The organism is Pseudomonas sp. GW821-FHT12A04 (assembly GCF_058807755.1).
Genome location: NZ_JBXAQZ010000002.1, coordinates 1 through 15,699, shown reverse-complemented (window position 1 = coordinate 15,699; position 15,699 = coordinate 1). Strand labels below are relative to the sequence as shown.

Here is a 15,699-nt window from a genome sequence, read left to right as displayed (position 1 = left end):
CCCGGAGAAATCCGGGGTTTGTCGTTTCTGGCTACCCCGCTATCATTCGCGGATCTTTTGGGGGGATTTGACTGATGCTCAATGGCCTGTGGCTTGGCTTCTTCATCGTGGCAGCTGTATCGGCGCTGGCCCAGTGGCTGATCGGTGGCAACGCCGGGATATTCGCGGCGATGGTGGAAAGCATTTTTGCCATGGCCAAGCTGTCGGTCGAAGTCATGGTGCTGCTGTTCGGCACCCTCACCCTCTGGCTGGGTTTTCTGCGAATTGCCGAGAAGGCCGGGATCGTCGAATGGCTGGCAAGGGCTCTGGGGCCACTGTTTTTGCGCCTGATGCCTGAAGTCCCGCCGGGTCATCCAGCCATCGGCCTGATCACCCTTAACTTCGCGGCCAACGGCCTGGGCCTGGACAACGCTGCCACACCGATCGGCCTCAAGGCCATGAAGGCACTGCAGGAACTCAACCCCAGCGCTACCGTCGCCAGCAATGCACAGATCCTGTTCCTGGTGCTCAACGCCTCCTCGCTGACCCTGCTGCCGGTGACCATCTTCATGTATCGCGCCCAGCAAGGTGCGCCGGACCCGACGTTGGTGTTCCTGCCGATCCTGCTGGCGACCAGTTGCTCGACCATTGTCGGCTTCCTGTCGGTGGCGTTCATGCAGCGCCTGCGCGTCTGGGACCCCGTGGTGCTGGCCTACCTGATCCCCGGCGCCCTAGCCCTCGGTGGCTTCATGGCGTTGCTGGCGACCCTTTCGGCGACCGCTCTGGCCGGCCTGTCATCGATCCTCGGCAACCTGACGCTGTTTGGCCTGATCATGCTGTTTTTAGTGATCGGCGCGCTGCGCCAAGTGAAAGTCTACGAGGCCTTCGTTGAAGGTGCCAAAGAGGGTTTCGATGTCGCCAAGAACTTGCTGCCCTACCTGGTGGCGATGCTCTGCGCGGTGGGTGTCCTGCGGGCATCCGGGGCACTGGACTTCGGTCTGGACGGGATCCGTCATCTGGTGGAATGGGCCGGTTGGGACACGCGTTTCGTCGATGCGCTGCCGACGGCGATGGTCAAACCCTTCTCGGGAAGCGCCGCCCGGGCGATGCTGATTGAAACCATGAAGACCTCGGGCGTGGACAGCTTCCCGGCGCTGGTGGCAGCAACAATTCAGGGCAGTACCGAAACGACGTTCTATGTGCTGGCGGTGTACTTCGGTGCCGTGGGCATCCAGCGCGCACGCCATGCGGTTGGCTGCGCATTGCTGGCGGAGCTTGCCGGGGTGCTGGGGGCTATCGGGGTTTGCTACTGGTTCTTTGGTTGATCGACCCCGCCAGCCAACACTTTCAGCGCGGCCTTGCGCTCGCCCGTCGGCAAGGCGCCGAGCTTTTCCACGGCGGTGTAAAATTTGAGCCAGTCGCCACCCTCCTGATGGAACAGCGCGGCAAAAGCCGGCACCCATTGGTCGTACAAACCAAACGGCAATAACCGGGCGTTGTTCATGGGGGCATGGATCCACGCGTCGTAGCGTTTGTCTGCGGCCCACTGACTGTCACGCAATTGCCGGTATTCGCTGCGCAAGCGTTCGAACTCGGCCGCCTTGCGCTGGCGCATTTGTTCGGTTGGCAACGGCAAGGTGTAGAGCTTTTCCAGTCGGGTGCGGGTCTTGAGTACCAACTCAGTGAACTGGTAGCGCTGACGTACCTGCGCATTGTTATCCGGTGGCATGTGGCGGTAGGCGCGCCATTGGCGAGTACCTTCCTGCTCGACGAAGGTGGCGAAGGATTCGTTGAACTCCGTGTCGTCCTTCACATAGAAACGCTGATGGGCGAGCTCGTGAAAGATCAGCGTGGCCAGTCGCTCATCCCCCCAGCCCATCATCGAACTGATGATCGGGTCGTTGAACCAGCCAAGTGTCGAATAGGCCTCGACGCCGCCAATCGACACGTCCATGCCTTGCAAGCGTTGCAAAGCCGCTGCACCGCGGGCTGCGCTTTGGCTGTAGTAACCGCGATAAGCAACACAACCGGCGATGGGGAAGCAGTGGTTTACGGGCTTGAGGGAAAATTCCGGTGTGGCGAAGACATTCCAGACGACGAAGGGACGCCCAATGTCCGCGTACAGGCGGTAGCTCTGGTTATCCGGCAGGTGCAATTGCTGGCTGGCGAAGGTTCGGGCCTTTTGCGATTGCTCCAGGTGTGTGCGCAGTTTTTGATCGCGCGCCGGGTCGGCAATCACGCTGGAAACAGGCTCCCTGGCCCGCAGCAACTGCAGTTGGCCGCTGGCCAGTTGGCTGTAATAGCCGGTGCTGGTGCAGCCGTTGAGCAACAAAAACAACAGGCTCGGAAACAAAACGCGAAAAACGCGATCAAGTAACCCAAGGCTAGGAAGCGGCCTGATCACAATAATTCTTCCTTGGAGAGTCTTTCCACAAGACTATCCCGCCAGACTGGAGCTCCGCTATGCGCATGTTGATACTGTCAGGAGGCCTGCTGATGCTGGCCGGCTGTGCTGGTTTCGGAATACCCCGCCATGATCCTGCGCAAGCCTGGATCGACCTTGATTCGAAGCAGGAAGATACGGCGCTGCAGGCGCTGGAGGTCGATGACAAAATCACCGACGATAAACGCTATTTCCAGGTTCATCCCGGTAGCCATGAGTTGACGGTCCGCTACCAATTCGCGGTCCAGCCCACCAATATCGGCCCGGACGCCGAGCCGTTGTGGCGCGATTGTCAGTTGAGCGTGAAATTCAGCGACTTCAACGCGGGTGAGCGTTATCAACTACAGGCGGGGAACATCGGTTTTCGGCCTTGGGCGAAACTCTACGATCAACAGCGCAAAGTGATTGGCCAAGGCACACCGGCAGGCTGTCAACACACCTGATCGGCGTTATGCTGGATGCATATCCCTTGGGACATCCATCATGCGCAGGTTGATGCTGTTACTCGCCGTCGGTGTTGTCGCGGGCTGCCAAAGCCCGATGCCGACACCCAATCCACAGATGGCCTGGGTCGAATTCTCGACGCCCTTCCCTAACGACAAGTTGTTGATGGCCGAACGACTGGATAAACAACGCCTGCGCGACGGGCGTTTTTTCGAGGTCACGCCGGGAAGCCATGAACTGATCGTGCGTTTCGACTTTGAAGTACCCGGTGGCGGATTGGGGATGATGGGCGGCCCCTCGGAACGGCTGTGCTACCTGACCATCAATTACGATCATTTCGAAGCCGGTCAGCGTTATGTGCTCGAAGGCCGTTCCATCGCCTTTACCCCCGGTGCCCGGCTGTACAATGCCAAGCGCGAAATCGTTGCTGAAGACCGGGAATCCTACTGCCTGATGTGAGCGGTCAGCGGTCGTTTTTCTGGTAGATGATTTTCTTGGTGCCGTTTTCGCACGAACCCACAACCATGTTCTGGTCATGGACCTCGTCGTTGGTGACGATTTCAAGCGTGTAGGAAGTGACGCCGCTGGCCTGGATCTTGGCTTCGATCTCGGTCTTGAGCTCTTCGCAGGGTTTCGGTGCCGCCAAGGCCGAAGTGGCCAGTGCGCAACAGATAACCGCCAAGGCAAAACGTTTCATGGTTGAAGCTCCTTTGAGGCAGCACGCACAATCGTGGTTTTCGCTGCTGTCATTTATTCGACCACAGTTTTAGCGGGCGAGTCTGTCGCGACGCAAAAAAGATCGCAGCCTTGAGCACCTTTTGCCAAATGATCCCGGCAGGTTGCGCAAGGCTGCGATCTTTTCGTTTCAATTAAAATCTAGCCGACCAATGTTGCCTCCAGGCTGATCTTCGCATTCAGCACTTTGGATACCGGGCAGCCCTCTTTGGCCTTGTTGCTGAGTTCTTCGAACTGCGCCTGCGTCGCCCCGGGGATTTTCGCTTTCAGAATCAATTTCACTGCGGTGATCGCAAAACCGCCGTCCACTTGATCCAGAGTGACTTCTGCCTGGGTATCGATGCTATCGGCCTTCAGGCCGGCATCACCGAGAATCATGGAAAACGCCATGGAGAAACAGCCGGCGTGGGCCGCGCCGATCAACTCTTCCGGGTTGGTGCCACGACCGCCCTCGAAGCGCGCCTTGAAGCCATAGGGTGCTTCCCGGAGCACGCCGGTTTCTGTGGAAATCGAGCCGATGCCGGTTTTCAGATCACCTTCCCAATGGGCCGATGCTTTCTTAACGATAGCCATGCCTGTCTCCTCAAGATTGGCGCGAAACGTCGCGCCTTCGTGGTTTTCACTTGCCAGGGTTGTGAGGATAGACAGTGGCGCAAAGTTCATCTCGCCCGATCAGTCTGCTTTTTTCGCGGGATTTTTTACCGGGCTATTGAAACTCGGGTATATGCCCACATTGCATGAATACGCTTTTGGATTCGGCAGGTTTGCGTTCGCAAGAACAAACCTGCGCCCTCAATTGGAGAAGCAGGTTTATGAAACGACTGTCCGATATCAAGTTCTCGACCCTCGATCTGGTGCCCGTGCGCGAGAACGGGAGCGCGGCCCAATCGCTGCGCAACTCGCTGGACCTGGCGCAGCATGTCGAGAAGTTCGGTTACAACCGCTTCTGGGTGGCTGAGCACCACAACATGGATGGCATCGCCAGTTCCGCGACTTCGGTGCTACTCGGTTACCTGGCCGGTGGCACGTCGACTATTCGAGTCGGTTCGGGCGGGGTAATGTTGCCCAACCACGCACCGTTGGTGATCGCCGAACAGTTCGGCACCCTGGAAAGCCTTTATCCGGGCCGGATCGATCTGGGCCTGGGGCGTGCCCCCGGTTCCGACCAGATGACCGCACGTGCGCTGCGCCGCGAACGCTCCGGCAGCGCCGACGATTTCTCGGAAGACGTGGCGGAACTGGTGCGCTACCTTGGGCCACGTACCCCGGACCAACGCATCATCGCCATGCCGGGGACCGGGACCAATGTGCCGGTCTGGTTGTTGGGATCGAGCCTGTTCAGTGCGCAACTGGCCGGTGAGCGCGGTTTGCCCTACGCCTTCGCATCGCATTTCGCACCACGCTACATGCATGAAGCGATTCGGGTCTACCGCAATCACTTCAAGCCGTCAGCCGTTTTGGACAAGCCCTACGTGATGCTCGGCGTGCCATTGGTGGCCGCCGATACCGACGAGCAGGCCGATTTTCTGGCGACCTCGGTGTTCCAGCGGATTCTCGCCCTGATGCGTGGCCAAAGCCTGGTACAGCGTCCGCCGGTGAAGACCATGGACGGCCTGTGGCTGCCCCATGAGAAAGATGCCGTGCACGATTTCCTTGGCCTGGCGATGATCGGCAGTCCGCAGAAAATCCGCGCCAAACTCGAGGTCCTGATCGAACAGACCCAGGCTGACGAGCTGATTTTCACCTGTGACCTGTACGAACATGCCGATCGCGTGCATTCCTACGAACTGCTGGCGCAGGTCATGCGGGGTTGATGCTCAAACGGCAGGCATAAAAAAGCCGGCGCCACGGCGTCGGCTTTTTCATTCGGGCGAGAATAGGCCTACTTTTTATAGACGATCACTTTGGCACCCGCTTCGCATTTGCCAACAACTTTTCCGCCGCCAGCGGCACCTTTGTCGACAATCTCCAGCGAGTAACCGGAAACGCCCTTGGCATCAAGTTTCGCTGCGATTTCGGCTTTCAGCTCTTCGCATGGCTTGCCGCCCGCCAACGCGCTCCCCGCAAGGCTCAACAAACCTACTGCCAACATAAACTTCTTCATCGGTTGCATTCCCTGGTCGGATCATAGGGGGTAACCAGCCGTCAGCCGGACGCACTCATGTAGTGCTTTGCCATTCCCTATGGCATTCGACCGGCGTGCAAGTTCAGAAGACTAGCCCAAAGTCAGCTGCTGGCAATCCGGAACCCGACTTTCAAGGTCACTTGAAAGTGCGCAGCCTTGCCGTCCCTTATGTGCCCACGGGTCTCGGTCACTTCAAACCATTCCATGTACTTGATGCTTTTGCTGGCTTCGGCCAGCGCGTTGTTGATCGCATCTTCGATACTGCTGGTGGACGAGCCGATCAGCTCGATTTTCTTGTAGGTGTGATGGTCAGACATGGCGTTCTCCTCGGCGTGTGAATTACAGACTAGCAGTGATTTTTCCTATTTCTTCTGTTGGTCGTTCTGAGGGTGAAGTTCAGATTTTCTGCACTTTCTCGAACCCATGAAGTCCCAACCAACACACGCCACTCATCACCAATGCAGGAGAGCCACCATGGCCAACAACTCGTTACGCAAAGCCTCATTGCAAAGCATGGAAGCCGAGATCGAGAGTCTGCTCAAGTCTTTGGAAAGCCTGAAGGACGACGCCTCGGACGAGTCGCGTAAAACCCTCAAGACCCTGAAAAGCAACGCCGAGAATGCCTTGAAGCACTCGCGCCATTTGCTTGGCGATGCCTATGAAGAGGTCAAGGTCAAAACCCGTGAAACCGGGATTGCCACCCGGGACTACGCCCAGGAACATCCTTGGACAACAGCTGGTGTCGCCGTGGGTGCATTAGGCTTGCTGGCCGCTTATCTGTTGTGCAAGCGTGATTAATCCGCGCGACGCAGCTCGTTCTTGAGCCACTGCGCCAGTTGCCGGGCGCGTCCGTCCGCGGCGCGCTTGGGTAGCCACAACGCCAGTTGCGCCGGGGTTTCACTGAAGCCCCAAGGCGCAACCAGGCGGCCGGCCTTCAAGTCCTCCGTCACCAAGGGTTCGGGGGCAATCGCCACGCCCAGACCTGCGACGGCGGCTTCCAGCAAGTAATACAAATGTTCAAATCCCTGACCGTACTTCAGCGCCCTGGCGTCGAGCCCGCGTGGTTGCGCCCAGTTCGGCCAGGCTTGCGGGCGTGAGGTGGTGTGCAGCAAGGGTTCGTTCAGCAGTGCAGTTTCAGGCGCCTGCTTGAGCCGTTCATAGCCGGCGAACCGCGGGCTCATGACCGGGCCGATACGTTCGCTGGCCAGCTCAAAAACCTGCATGTCCGCCGGCCAGGGTGGCTCGGCAAATACGAGCAAGGCATCCAGCCCCGGTTTTCGCGGATCCAGATCGCCTTCTCCGGCCGACAGGTGCAAGCGCAAGTCCGGCAGGTCGGCATTGAGTCTCCCCAGTCTTGGGATAAACCAGCGCGCCAGCAGACTTCCAGAGCAACCGAGCACGAATGGCGCATCGGCGGAGCTTTGTGTGAGTTCGGCGCATACGCCGCGCAGGCGCTCGAAGGCTTCGCTGCTGGCGTCACGCAGGCGTAACCCGGCATCTGTGAGTTTCAGGCCGCGACCGTCCTTGATGAACAGGCTTACGCCGAGGTGTTCTTCAAGTAACTTGAGTTGCCGACTGACTGCGCCGTGGGTGACGTGCAGCTGTTCGGCCGCCTGACTGACGCTGTTCAAGCGGGCAGTGGCTTCGAAGGCGCGAAGCGCGTTCAGCGGAGGAAGGTCATGGCTCATTTGATCTGTGAGTTTTCCTGACAGGTTGTGGCGATCTTATCGGTTTTCAGGCCGGGGCGTCAGGGGTAGAGTGAAGCCCACTATCTCTTTATGCATCACTTCATGCATTCAACTGGAGCGCCCCATGACCCAGACTAATCTGCGCAACGGCCCTGATGCCAACGGCCTGTTTGGCGCGTTCGGCGGCCGCTACGTTGCCGAAACCCTGATGCCGTTGATCCTCGACCTGGCCCGCGAATATGAGTTGGCCAAGGAAGATCCTGCATTCAAGGAAGAACTGGCCTACTTCCAGCGCGACTACGTCGGACGTCCAAGCCCGCTGTACTTCGCCGAGCGTCTGACCGAGTTCTGCGGCGGCGCGAAGATCTACCTCAAGCGTGAAGAGCTGAACCACACCGGCGCGCACAAGATTAACAACTGCATCGGCCAGATCCTGCTGGCGCGGCGCATGGGCAAGAAGCGCATCATCGCCGAGACTGGCGCCGGCATGCATGGTGTGGCCACGGCCACTGTTGCTGCGCGTTTCGGTCTGGATTGCGTGATCTACATGGGCACCACTGACATCGAGCGTCAGCAGGCCAACGTGTTCCGCATGAAGCTGCTGGGTGCCGAAGTGATCCCGGTGGTAGCCGGTACCGGCACGCTGAAAGACGCGATGAACGAAGCCCTGCGTGACTGGGTGACCAACGTCGACAGCACCTTCTACCTGATCGGTACCGTGGCTGGTCCGCACCCTTACCCGGCGATGGTTCGCGACTTCCAGGCCGTAATCGGCAAGGAAACCCGCGAGCAGCTGCAAGCCCAGGAAGGTCGCCTGCCGGACAGCCTGGTGGCGTGCATCGGCGGTGGTTCCAACGCCATGGGCCTGTTCCACCCGTTCCTCGACGACAAGAGTGTCGAGATCATCGGCGTTGAAGCCGCCGGCTATGGCATCGAGACCGGCAAGCATGCGGCCAGTCTGAACGGCGGCGTACCCGGTGTGTTGCACGGCAACCGCACCTTCCTGCTGCAGGACGACGATGGCCAGATCATCGATGCCCACTCGATCTCCGCCGGCCTGGACTACCCGGGCATCGGCCCGGAACACGCCTGGTTGCATGACATCGGCCGAGTTCAGTACACCTCGGTGACCGACGACGAAGCCCTCGCTGCGTTCCACCAGTGCTGCCGCCTGGAAGGGATCATCCCTGCCCTGGAAAGCGCCCATGCCCTGGCTGAAGTATTCAAGCGCGCCCCGACCCTGCCAAAGGATCACCTGATGGTGGTCAACCTGTCCGGCCGTGGCGATAAAGACATGCAGACCGTGATGCACCACATGGAACAATCAAAGCAGGAGAAACACTGATGAGCCGCCTGCAAACGCGTTTTGCCGAACTCAAGGAACAGAACCGTGCCGCTCTGGTGACCTTCGTGACAGCCGGCGACCCGGGCTATGACACGTCCCTGGCTATCCTCAAGGGCTTGCCGGCGGCTGGCGCCGATGTGATCGAACTGGGCATGCCCTTCACCGATCCGATGGCTGACGGCCCGGCAATCCAGCTCGCCAACATCCGTGCGTTGGGTGCCAAGCAGAATCTGGCGAAAACTCTGCAAATGGTTCGCGAGTTCCGCCAGGACAACAACGAAACACCGCTGGTGCTGATGGGGTACTTCAACCCGATCCACATGTACGGCGTACCGCGCTTCATCGCCGAAGCCAAGGAAGCCGGCGTTGACGGCCTGATCGTGGTCGACCTGCCGCCAGAGCATAACGGCGAACTGTGCGACCCGGCGCAGGCCGCGGGCCTGGACTTCATTCGCCTGACCACGCCAACCACCGACGATGTGCGCCTGCCGACCGTTCTCAACGGCAGTTCCGGCTTCGTCTACTACGTATCGGTGGCCGGTGTGACCGGCGCCGGTGCCGCCACGCTGGAGCATGTCGAGGAAGCGGTCGCCCGTCTGCGTCGCCATACCGACCTGCCGATCAGCATCGGTTTCGGTATCCGGACTCCGGAACAGGCGGCGTCCATCGCGCGTCTGGCCGACGGTGTTGTGGTGGGCTCGGCTTTGATTGATCACATCGCCAATGCCACCTCCTCGGAACAAGCCGTGGATGGCGTGCTGAGCTTGTGCTCAGCGTTGGCCGAAGGCGTGCGCAAAGCTCGCGTCAGCTGAAGGTAAAGTTCCTGATACAGAGGAATTAGTGCCGCGCGGCACAGGCTGAACAGCAAAAAGGGCTTCAGGACTGAGTTCTGAAGCCCTTTTTGCTATGTGTGGCTAAACGCTGTAAATCTTTTTGGGAGCGAGCTCGTTCCCACAGGTTGCGGTATCAAGGCAACTCTATCCCGCCTGATGCCTTGTGCAGTTTGCGCAGGTGTTCACCAATCTGCTTCACGTTGGCCTCGTTGGCGGCCATTTCGGCGGCGCGGCCTGGTTCAAGCAATGCCCTCACTTCCTTGTCCAGATCCCCGGACAGCGCCAGGAGCTGCTTCTGGCGCTGGCTGCTTTCCGATTCCAGATGCTCCCACTCGCTCGGTTGCGGCAGGCCATAACCCTTGGTGCCCAGCAGTTCTGCCGGTCGGCTGAGGAAACCACTGTTGGCCAGAATGTCCTTGAGCGTCTCGTTGGCCTTGTCCATGCCGCCATTCTTTAGTTCTCGGGCGCCAAGATAGCGCTGCTTCACTTCATCCTGGGCCAGCAGCAACTGCTGACGGAAGCTGGCTTGTTCCAATAGCAACAACGCCGCGCTGGTGCGCAAATTGGCCTGCTCGAACCATTGCCGACGCTCTGCCGCTTTCAATTCGAGCCAGTCTTCGACGGTTTCCTGTTTGATCGGCAAGTGCTTTTTCAGGATCTCGAACATCGCCTGATAACGCTCGCGAAAGGAGTCGAAACGATAACCCAGGCGCAAGGCTTCTCGTGGATCGTCCAGCACACTGGCGTCCGCCAGTCCGCGGCCCTTCAGCACTTCGAGCAAACCGTTGGGCATGATGTTGTCGAGTCCCACCAATTGCGGGTTATTGGTGCCGCCACGCAGTAACTTCAGCTCTTCCACCGCGCAGTTGTTCGACAGGAAGAAGTAGTTGCCGTCGTAGCTCCAGTGCATCTCGGCGGCACGTCCGACCACGTCTTCAATCTCTCTGCGCGACAGGTTCAGGGGCACGGAGGCCAGGCTGCGCAGTTCGGTTTTGGTGTATTCGTCGATGACCTGGGATAGCGGCAGGATAAACAGTCGCGACGGGTATTTACCGACCAGGCCATCCCAGCTCGACAGCTGCACGTCGCCGACGAAGGCGCGGTAAGACAGCACCAGATGCTGGTCCAGATCCAATCGGCAATCCGGTCCGCGTGGTCGGCCTGGCGCGCAGATCACCAGGCGCAACATGCTGTGACCCCAGCGGCTGAACAGGTTCTGGTTGGCCTCGGCCAGCAGATAGTCAACGGCATAGACTCGCTCCGGATCGACCTGGCCCAAAGGTGTCTTGGCGAAGTCGCTGCCGGCATTGAGGAACGCGAAGGTCTTGCTGCAGGCGTCTTTGGCGGCAGGCGCCCAGCCGAAATGTTCCTGGTAGTAGCGATACAGCGAGGGACGGCGGCAGGCGTAGCTCGGGTCGAGGAGGAAATACTCCATGTTGACCGCGACGAACTCCTTTGGACTGCTGGTCTCGTAGATGTCCGGGCTGCGGGCAATCTGGCGATTGTGCTGTTCGCGTTCACCGCGACGGCCTACGTATTGCTGCCAGCCGGCGAGGTCGAGCAGACGCGGATCGTCACTGAGGGTAAAACGCCGATCGGACTGGCCCCGGCATTGGTCGGGAATGCCAACCAGCCCTGAGCTGTTGTTGCGCTGGGTGCAGCGCTGAATCAGCTTGCGTTCGGCATCCGACCACAGGCGCGAGCGATCATAGATGTGAGTCAGCTCGTGCACCACCGTGGCCAGCATTTCCCGGCGCACGGTGCCATGGGGGCGAAGGGTTTTCTTGGTCGCGGCGCTGCCATCGGTGAGGCTGGCCAGCAGGTTGCGGTTCAGATCGAGTTCGGACACCAGTGACGCCTGACCGTAGGCGTTGCCCGGCATGTCATCCGTCCAGTCGACGTCGATGCGTCGATCGAGTTGCTCGATAAAGCGTGGCGGCAGTGCCTGCATGGCTTCATCGAGCAACGCCTGGCTGGCTTGCTGTTGCGCGGGAGTCAGACCTTCGGTCTTGAGCTGTAATTGAAGGCCAGCGTGGGCCATGTTGCCGAGCAGCAACATGGCCCCGGCCAGCAGCCAGGCACCTTGACGCTTCACAGTGCGAGGATGGCTTCGGCGAGATCCTGGTCACTGGCGTCACGAGCTTCCGGCACACGGGTACGCAGTAAATCGAAGGCGGATTCCAGGTGAGCGCCACGAATGTCGCCATTGCTGGCAACGAAACTGGCGGCATCGTCCTGGGCTTCGCGCACGATTTTCGAATCGCGAATGGACGTGGTGGTGTCGGAGGTGAAATCGAGGGTGCGCTGGGTAGCACGGATCAGAATATTACTGGTGGCAACCAGAGTATGTGCCTGGGCCACATCGGCCAACAGCAGCAGACCTAAGGTGGCAGCAATCAGCGGGTTACGCATGGAATGACTCCAGAAAAAACAGGGATAACTATTGGACGAGAATTGCTTGTGCCAGTTCAAGGTCGTTGGCACGAAGTTTTGCCTGGGTTCGACGCAGATACCGCAAGGCCGACTCCAGTCGTGCGCCTCTCAGTTGGCCGTCACTGGCAATGAATGCCGCGGCGTCATCATGGGCAGCGAGCAGCAGTTTATGGTCGAAGGGGGCGGAGGTCACCAAACTTGTGGCGTAACCGCTGGCGACGATGCCTTGGGTGGACAGGTTGAAGGCGTCATAAGCGTGGGCCGATCCGCAGTAACCAAGGGTAAGAAAGGCTGGGGCGATCAAGAAACTTGAAGGAAAACGCATGAGACTCGACAGTTGAAAGTGAGTCCCAAGGCTAGCGCAAGGCCCGTTCTAGAGCCAGCGCCGAAACATTGGGGCACGTCGGGCGTGCCCCATGTCTTGTGCAGTCGTTTAGATCGTCAGGATCGCCTGCGCCAGTTGTGCGTCGGTTGCGTTCAGCTGTGGCGCCTGGCGGTGAATGTGGTCGATGGCGCTTTCCAGTTTCACTCCGCGAATGGAACCTTCGCTGGCGACGAAACTGGCGGCGTCATCACGGGCCGCGAGGACGATCTTGTCATCCTTGAAGGACGACGATATGACGTCGGAGGTCGCATCGGATGTGGCTTTGAGCGCGTTAACTACAGCGTCGGTGGTCACGATGAAGCTGGTTGCGCTGGCATTGGCTGCCACGGCAAACAGGGCTGCAGCGCTGAGCAGGCGGAGACGGGACATGGGTAACTCCTTTGGGTAAACCAGTTGAAAAATGGCGCAGTGTCTGCAAAGTCAGACGCCAGGCGCTTGGCGCTCGCCACGTTCTGACTTGATATTAGGCCTGAGTGTGTCAGTTCGAACAGCCCGTCATGCAAACAGGCAGTCAGCGCCAGAACGGTTTATCCAGTTCATTGATGCGCTCAGCGTCGCTGATGCCAAGATCCGATAGCTGACGATCATCGAGTTGAGCCAGTAAACGTCGTGTTCTCGCCCTTTCCAGGCTAGCGAAGAATCCTGTCAGCAGATCTCTGACCCAGTGCAGGCAAGGTCTTGATCGAAATGATGGGGTCGAAACATCCTGTAAAGAACTCATGGCGCGTTCCCTGTCCTGATAAGTGGAGGGCTCCATGCTGACACCGGTCGAATCTCCGATGCAGACACACTGCGACGATATTGTACTCATCCAGTTTGTGGTTTTTGCAAACTGTACTGGTGTTCAGGGTTCCCTACTGTAAAAGCGGATTTGACAGGCCAAAACGACAAAACCCGTCGTGGCTTCCCACGACGGGTTTTGTTTTTTCAATTCGGGTTGCTGGCGGTGGACCTTCAGGTCAGAGCCAGCGACGCTAACTTAGCGCCAGAACGGCTTGCTCAGCTCTTCGTAGCGTTGTGCTTCGCTAATCCCGGCGTCAGCCAGCAGGCGCGAATCCAGACGAGCCAGTTGATGGCGGCTGGTGATGCGGCGCTGCCACAGCATCAAGTTGGCGATAACGCGCAGAGGCAGGGAAGCCTGGGTTTTTGCAGCGGTGTCTTCGAAGAACAGTTCGGAACTGAGTGTACGTTCCATGGTTTTCATCCTTCCGCTTATGGCGGGATTAGGTAGTGGCTTAACTGGTGCCCATGATCCTCTCGTTTGCCTAGTCTCTGTAGATACAGTTCATCTGTATTGTGCGAGCTCAGTTAACTGTTTATAGGGGGTGTACTGGTCGAATTTGAGGCAACTGTACCTATCTGCACTGTTAAGGTGCAAAATTGCTGTTTTGACTCGATGAGGTAGGAATTTCCCCTAGGAAATTACCGGTACAGTAGTACAGTTTTTTTCAGAGTGTGAAGTAGCAAGAGCAAGCTGACGAAACTGTGTTTGCGCCAGCTGCTATCTGTACCAATTACTTCTTCAGCATTTGCCCGGTTTCTTCCAGGTTGATGTGCCAGCTCAGGGCATCACGCAGGATGTGCGGGGTGTGCCCGCCGATGCCGCACGCGGTGGTGAAGTAATCATTTAGCGCCTGGCGGTAATCCGGGTGCACGCACTTGTCGATGATGACCCGGGCACGCTCCCGGGGTGCCAGGCCGCGCAAGTCTGCCAGGCCCACTTCGGTCACGAGGATGTCGACGTCATGTTCGGTGTGGTCAACATGGCTGACCATCGGCACCACGCTGGAAATCGCACCGCCTTTGGCGATCGACTTGGTCACGAACACGGACAGGTGCGCGTTGCGCGCGAAGTCGCCCGAGCCGCCGATGCCGTTCATCATCCGCGTGCCGCAGACGTGAGTGGAGTTGACGTTGCCATAGATGTCGAACTCCAGTGCCGTGTTGATGCCGATGATGCCAAGGCGACGCACGACTTCAGGGTGGTTGGAGATCTCCTGCGGACGCAGAACCAGTTTGTCCTTGTAGCGCTCCAGATTGCCGAACACGTCGGCATTGCGCCGGCTCGACAGGGTGATCGAACTGCCCGAGGCAAAACTCAGCTTGCCCGCGTCGATCAGGTCGAAGGTCGAGTCCTGCAGCACCTCGGAATACATTGTCAGGTCTTCGAACGGCGAGTCGATCAGGCCACACATCACCGAGTTGGCGATGGTGCCGATACCGGCTTGTAGCGGGCCGAGCTTGTTGGTCATGCGCCCTGCTGCCACTTCCTGTTTGAAGAAGTCGATCAGGTGGTCGGCAATGGCTTGGGTCTCGACGTCCGGCGCCAGCACAGTGGAGGGCGAGTCAGCCTGGTTGGTGACCACGATGGCGACGATTTTTTCCGGTGGAATCGGGATGGCGGTGCTGCCAATGCGATCGTCGACCTTGACCAGCGGAATCGGTGTACGGGTCGGACGGTAGGTCGGAATGTAGATGTCGTGCAGACCTTCGAGATTCGGGTTGTGCGCCATGTTGATTTCGACGATCACGTGCTTGGCGAAAATCGCGAAGCTGGCCGAGTTGCCGACCGAGGTGGTTGGCACGATATGCCCTTGCTCGGTGATCGCCACGGCTTCAATCACGGCAATGTCCGGCAGCTTCAATTGCTGGTTGCGCAATTGCTCCACGGTTTCCGACAAGTGCTGGTCGATGAACATGACTTCGCCGGCATTGATCGCCTTGCGCAGAGTGCTGTCGACCTGAAACGGCATGCGCCGCGACAGCACGCCAGCTTCGGTCAACTGCTTGTCGAGGTCGTTGCCCAGGCTTGCGCCGGTCATCAGGCTGATCTTGAGCGGCGTGACCTTGGCACGCTCGGCCAGCGCCTGGGGAACGGCCTTGGCTTCGCCTGCGCGAGTAAAGCCACTCATGCCGACGGTCATGCCGTCCTCAATCAGAGCGGCAGCGTCGGCAGCGCTCATCACTTTGTCCAACAACGAAGGCAGGCGAATACGGTCACGGTACATGGATTGTTATCTCGGGTAACAGGTAGCAGGACGTGCAGTCTAGTGAATTGCGCCGGCTTCTGTCCCGCTACCAAGGTCGCAATCGAGGCGTCTATTCCGGGCCTTTCAAGCAAAACACCGTTACCGGATCGGTAACAAAAGGATAGTTTGTCCGACGATTTGCGCAAACAAAAACGCCCCGACGAGTCGGGGCGTTCCGTGTGCCGCAGAGGGTTACTCGACGGCTTTAACCATGTCTTCGATGACCTTTTTAGCGTCGCCGAACACCATCATGGTCTTGT

At 58.9% G+C, this 15,699-nt stretch carries 21 protein-coding genes; 7 read left to right on the top strand and 14 right to left on the bottom strand.

Annotated features, from left to right (window positions below):
• Positions 1-74 precede the first annotated feature (74 nt).
• Complete coding sequence (locus tag AC1RS8_RS02825) at positions 75-1,304, top strand: nucleoside recognition domain-containing protein (RefSeq protein ID WP_057712585.1); 1,230 nt, start codon at positions 75-77, stop codon at positions 1,302-1,304.
• On the opposite strand, the gene AC1RS8_RS02820 is transcribed toward AC1RS8_RS02825, so the two are convergent.
• Entirely contained in the window at positions 1,286-2,383 is a 1,098-nt protein-coding gene (locus tag AC1RS8_RS02820) for an aminopeptidase (RefSeq protein ID WP_090452341.1), read from the bottom strand. The genes AC1RS8_RS02825 and AC1RS8_RS02820 overlap by 19 nt on opposite strands.
• Before the next feature lie 59 nt (positions 2,384-2,442).
• Here AC1RS8_RS02820 and AC1RS8_RS02815 point away from each other — a divergent pair, with 59 nt between their 5' ends.
• Together AC1RS8_RS02815 and AC1RS8_RS02810 are read left to right on the top strand one after the other, a co-directional pair.
• The gene (locus tag AC1RS8_RS02815) at positions 2,443-2,865 is read left to right on the top strand and encodes a PA0061/PA0062 family lipoprotein (RefSeq protein ID WP_090452343.1); all 423 of its coding nucleotides are present in this window, start codon (positions 2,443-2,445) and stop codon (positions 2,863-2,865) included.
• A gap of 40 nt (positions 2,866-2,905) precedes the next feature.
• The gene (locus AC1RS8_RS02810) at positions 2,906-3,325 is read left to right on the top strand and encodes a PA0061/PA0062 family lipoprotein (RefSeq protein ID WP_057712582.1); all 420 of its coding nucleotides are present in this window, start codon (positions 2,906-2,908) and stop codon (positions 3,323-3,325) included.
• A 4-nt stretch (positions 3,326-3,329) separates the two neighbouring features.
• Here the strand turns inward: AC1RS8_RS02810 and AC1RS8_RS02805 are convergent, their stop codons facing one another.
• Positions 3,330-3,563: a DUF1161 domain-containing protein gene (locus AC1RS8_RS02805; protein ID WP_489339507.1), complete on the bottom strand. Its 234-nt coding sequence runs from the start codon at positions 3,561-3,563 to the stop codon at positions 3,330-3,332.
• A 179-nt stretch (positions 3,564-3,742) separates the two neighbouring features.
• The gene (locus AC1RS8_RS02800; protein WP_090452349.1) at positions 3,743-4,174 is read right to left on the bottom strand and encodes an OsmC family protein; all 432 of its coding nucleotides are present in this window, start codon (positions 4,172-4,174) and stop codon (positions 3,743-3,745) included.
• A gap of 239 nt (positions 4,175-4,413) precedes the next feature.
• Between AC1RS8_RS02800 and AC1RS8_RS02795 the strand changes: the two genes are divergently transcribed.
• On the top strand, positions 4,414-5,415 hold the full coding sequence (locus AC1RS8_RS02795) for an LLM class flavin-dependent oxidoreductase (protein WP_489339508.1): 1,002 nt from the start codon (positions 4,414-4,416) through the stop codon (positions 5,413-5,415).
• Positions 5,416-5,483: 68 nt separating this feature from the next.
• Here the strand turns inward: AC1RS8_RS02795 and AC1RS8_RS02790 are convergent, their stop codons facing one another.
• On the bottom strand, positions 5,484-5,705 hold the full coding sequence (locus AC1RS8_RS02790; RefSeq protein WP_218494518.1) for a DUF1161 domain-containing protein: 222 nt from the start codon (positions 5,703-5,705) through the stop codon (positions 5,484-5,486).
• A 122-nt stretch (positions 5,706-5,827) separates the two neighbouring features.
• Positions 5,828-6,043 carry a dodecin gene (locus AC1RS8_RS02785; protein ID WP_057712579.1) on the bottom strand — a complete coding sequence of 72 codons (216 nt, stop codon included), beginning with the start codon at positions 6,041-6,043 and terminating at the stop codon, positions 5,828-5,830.
• A gap of 157 nt (positions 6,044-6,200) precedes the next feature.
• Between AC1RS8_RS02785 and AC1RS8_RS02780 the strand changes: the two genes are divergently transcribed.
• Positions 6,201-6,524: an ElaB/YgaM/YqjD family protein gene (locus AC1RS8_RS02780; protein WP_150812634.1), complete on the top strand. Its 324-nt coding sequence runs from the start codon at positions 6,201-6,203 to the stop codon at positions 6,522-6,524.
• Here AC1RS8_RS02780 and AC1RS8_RS02775 read toward each other — a convergent pair.
• Positions 6,521-7,414: a LysR family transcriptional regulator gene (locus AC1RS8_RS02775; RefSeq protein ID WP_090452351.1), complete on the bottom strand. Its 894-nt coding sequence runs from the start codon at positions 7,412-7,414 to the stop codon at positions 6,521-6,523. The genes AC1RS8_RS02780 and AC1RS8_RS02775 overlap by 4 nt on opposite strands.
• Positions 7,415-7,538: 124 nt before the next feature.
• Between AC1RS8_RS02775 and trpB the strand changes: the two genes are divergently transcribed.
• Both trpB and trpA read left to right on the top strand, forming a co-directional pair.
• Positions 7,539-8,759 (top strand): tryptophan synthase subunit beta, encoded by a 1,221-nt coding sequence (gene trpB, locus AC1RS8_RS02770; RefSeq protein WP_008002146.1) that lies wholly within the window; start codon positions 7,539-7,541, stop codon positions 8,757-8,759.
• The gene (trpA, locus tag AC1RS8_RS02765; RefSeq protein WP_057712576.1) at positions 8,759-9,571 is read left to right on the top strand and encodes a tryptophan synthase subunit alpha; all 813 of its coding nucleotides are present in this window, start codon (positions 8,759-8,761) and stop codon (positions 9,569-9,571) included. Before trpB ends, trpA begins: the two co-directional genes overlap by 1 nt.
• A gap of 154 nt (positions 9,572-9,725) precedes the next feature.
• Here the strand turns inward: trpA and AC1RS8_RS02760 are convergent, their stop codons facing one another.
• The 8 genes from AC1RS8_RS02760 to AC1RS8_RS02725 all read right to left on the bottom strand — a co-directional run.
• Positions 9,726-11,687 carry a DUF7844 domain-containing protein gene (locus tag AC1RS8_RS02760; RefSeq protein WP_489339509.1) on the bottom strand — a complete coding sequence of 654 codons (1,962 nt, stop codon included), beginning with the start codon at positions 11,685-11,687 and terminating at the stop codon, positions 9,726-9,728.
• The gene (locus AC1RS8_RS02755) at positions 11,684-12,004 is read right to left on the bottom strand and encodes a DUF2388 domain-containing protein (protein ID WP_057712574.1); all 321 of its coding nucleotides are present in this window, start codon (positions 12,002-12,004) and stop codon (positions 11,684-11,686) included. Before AC1RS8_RS02755 ends, AC1RS8_RS02760 begins: the two co-directional genes overlap by 4 nt.
• A gap of 28 nt (positions 12,005-12,032) precedes the next feature.
• Positions 12,033-12,350: a DUF2388 domain-containing protein gene (locus AC1RS8_RS02750; protein WP_057712573.1), complete on the bottom strand. Its 318-nt coding sequence runs from the start codon at positions 12,348-12,350 to the stop codon at positions 12,033-12,035.
• 108 nt (positions 12,351-12,458) lie between these two features.
• Positions 12,459-12,779, bottom strand: coding sequence for a DUF2388 domain-containing protein (locus AC1RS8_RS02745; protein WP_057712572.1), 321 nt, complete (start codon positions 12,777-12,779; stop codon positions 12,459-12,461).
• A 142-nt stretch (positions 12,780-12,921) separates the two neighbouring features.
• Positions 12,922-13,131 carry a DUF1127 domain-containing protein gene (locus AC1RS8_RS02740; protein WP_079246815.1) on the bottom strand — a complete coding sequence of 70 codons (210 nt, stop codon included), beginning with the start codon at positions 13,129-13,131 and terminating at the stop codon, positions 12,922-12,924.
• A 258-nt stretch (positions 13,132-13,389) separates the two neighbouring features.
• Positions 13,390-13,605, bottom strand: coding sequence for a DUF1127 domain-containing protein (locus tag AC1RS8_RS02735; protein ID WP_008018491.1), 216 nt, complete (start codon positions 13,603-13,605; stop codon positions 13,390-13,392).
• A gap of 319 nt (positions 13,606-13,924) precedes the next feature.
• Positions 13,925-15,418 (bottom strand): succinyl-CoA:acetate CoA-transferase ScpC, encoded by a 1,494-nt coding sequence (scpC, locus tag AC1RS8_RS02730; RefSeq protein ID WP_090452357.1) that lies wholly within the window; start codon positions 15,416-15,418, stop codon positions 13,925-13,927.
• A 213-nt stretch (positions 15,419-15,631) separates the two neighbouring features.
• Positions 15,632-15,699, bottom strand: a 68-nt coding sequence (locus AC1RS8_RS02725; RefSeq protein WP_371047206.1) for a hypothetical protein, incomplete at its 5' end; no start/stop codon positions are given.

Excerpts from the sequence above, each read along its gene's own strand:
- AC1RS8_RS02795 (WP_489339508.1), top strand. The coding sequence starts at position 4,414 with ATGAAACGACTGTCCGATATCAAGTTCTCGACCCTCGATCTGGTGCCC.
- AC1RS8_RS02825 (WP_057712585.1), top strand. The coding sequence starts at position 75 with ATGCTCAATGGCCTGTGGCTTGGCTTCTTCATCGTGGCAGCTGTATCG.
- AC1RS8_RS02800 (WP_090452349.1), bottom strand. The coding sequence starts at position 4,174 with ATGGCTATCGTTAAGAAAGCATCGGCCCATTGGGAAGGTGATCTGAAA.
- AC1RS8_RS02735 (WP_008018491.1), bottom strand. The coding sequence starts at position 13,605 with ATGGAACGTACACTCAGTTCCGAACTGTTCTTCGAAGACACCGCTGCA.
- scpC (WP_090452357.1), bottom strand. The coding sequence starts at position 15,418 with ATGTACCGTGACCGTATTCGCCTGCCTTCGTTGTTGGACAAAGTGATG.
- AC1RS8_RS02805 (WP_489339507.1), bottom strand. The coding sequence starts at position 3,563 with ATGAAACGTTTTGCCTTGGCGGTTATCTGTTGCGCACTGGCCACTTCG.
- AC1RS8_RS02810 (WP_057712582.1), top strand. The coding sequence starts at position 2,906 with ATGCGCAGGTTGATGCTGTTACTCGCCGTCGGTGTTGTCGCGGGCTGC.
- AC1RS8_RS02790 (WP_218494518.1), bottom strand. The coding sequence starts at position 5,705 with ATGAAGAAGTTTATGTTGGCAGTAGGTTTGTTGAGCCTTGCGGGGAGC.
- AC1RS8_RS02780 (WP_150812634.1), top strand. The coding sequence starts at position 6,201 with ATGGCCAACAACTCGTTACGCAAAGCCTCATTGCAAAGCATGGAAGCC.
- AC1RS8_RS02740 (WP_079246815.1), bottom strand. The coding sequence starts at position 13,131 with ATGAGTTCTTTACAGGATGTTTCGACCCCATCATTTCGATCAAGACCT.
- trpA (WP_057712576.1), top strand. The coding sequence starts at position 8,759 with ATGAGCCGCCTGCAAACGCGTTTTGCCGAACTCAAGGAACAGAACCGT.
- AC1RS8_RS02815 (WP_090452343.1), top strand. The coding sequence starts at position 2,443 with ATGCGCATGTTGATACTGTCAGGAGGCCTGCTGATGCTGGCCGGCTGT.
- trpB (WP_008002146.1), top strand. The coding sequence starts at position 7,539 with ATGACCCAGACTAATCTGCGCAACGGCCCTGATGCCAACGGCCTGTTT.
- AC1RS8_RS02745 (WP_057712572.1), bottom strand. The coding sequence starts at position 12,779 with ATGTCCCGTCTCCGCCTGCTCAGCGCTGCAGCCCTGTTTGCCGTGGCA.
- AC1RS8_RS02775 (WP_090452351.1), bottom strand. The coding sequence starts at position 7,414 with ATGAGCCATGACCTTCCTCCGCTGAACGCGCTTCGCGCCTTCGAAGCC.
- AC1RS8_RS02785 (WP_057712579.1), bottom strand. The coding sequence starts at position 6,043 with ATGTCTGACCATCACACCTACAAGAAAATCGAGCTGATCGGCTCGTCC.
- AC1RS8_RS02755 (WP_057712574.1), bottom strand. The coding sequence starts at position 12,004 with ATGCGTAACCCGCTGATTGCTGCCACCTTAGGTCTGCTGCTGTTGGCC.
- AC1RS8_RS02750 (WP_057712573.1), bottom strand. The coding sequence starts at position 12,350 with ATGCGTTTTCCTTCAAGTTTCTTGATCGCCCCAGCCTTTCTTACCCTT.